The organism is Pseudomonas sp. AC463, assembly GCF_979253585.1.
In genome coordinates, this window is sequence record NZ_CEEDDZ010001155.1 from 1 (window position 1) to 237 (window position 237).

General features: G+C 59.9%; 1 protein-coding gene. It reads left to right on the forward strand.

What is annotated here, in order from left to right:
• Positions 1–237: hypothetical protein (locus tag AC0IYH_RS33930; RefSeq protein WP_471838864.1), on the forward strand; the 237-nt coding region annotated here is incomplete at both ends.

The window sequence follows — 237 nt, forward strand, 5'->3', positions numbered from 1 at the left end:
ATATGCGCTCAGTTCACTCGTATTGGTGAACAGCGGCCTGATCACGGCATCGAACGGCGTCGGTCTCGCCATGGACGGAGCGACGCTCGACAACCGCGTTGGCGGGATCGTCTCGGGTACGCAGGCGGCGATCCAAAGCGACGGTTTCTTCGAGAACTATGTCGCCAACGCCGGAACGATCAACGGCAATGTCGATTTCGGCTCGGCGAGCTCATCGAGTTGGGCACAGGACTGGTT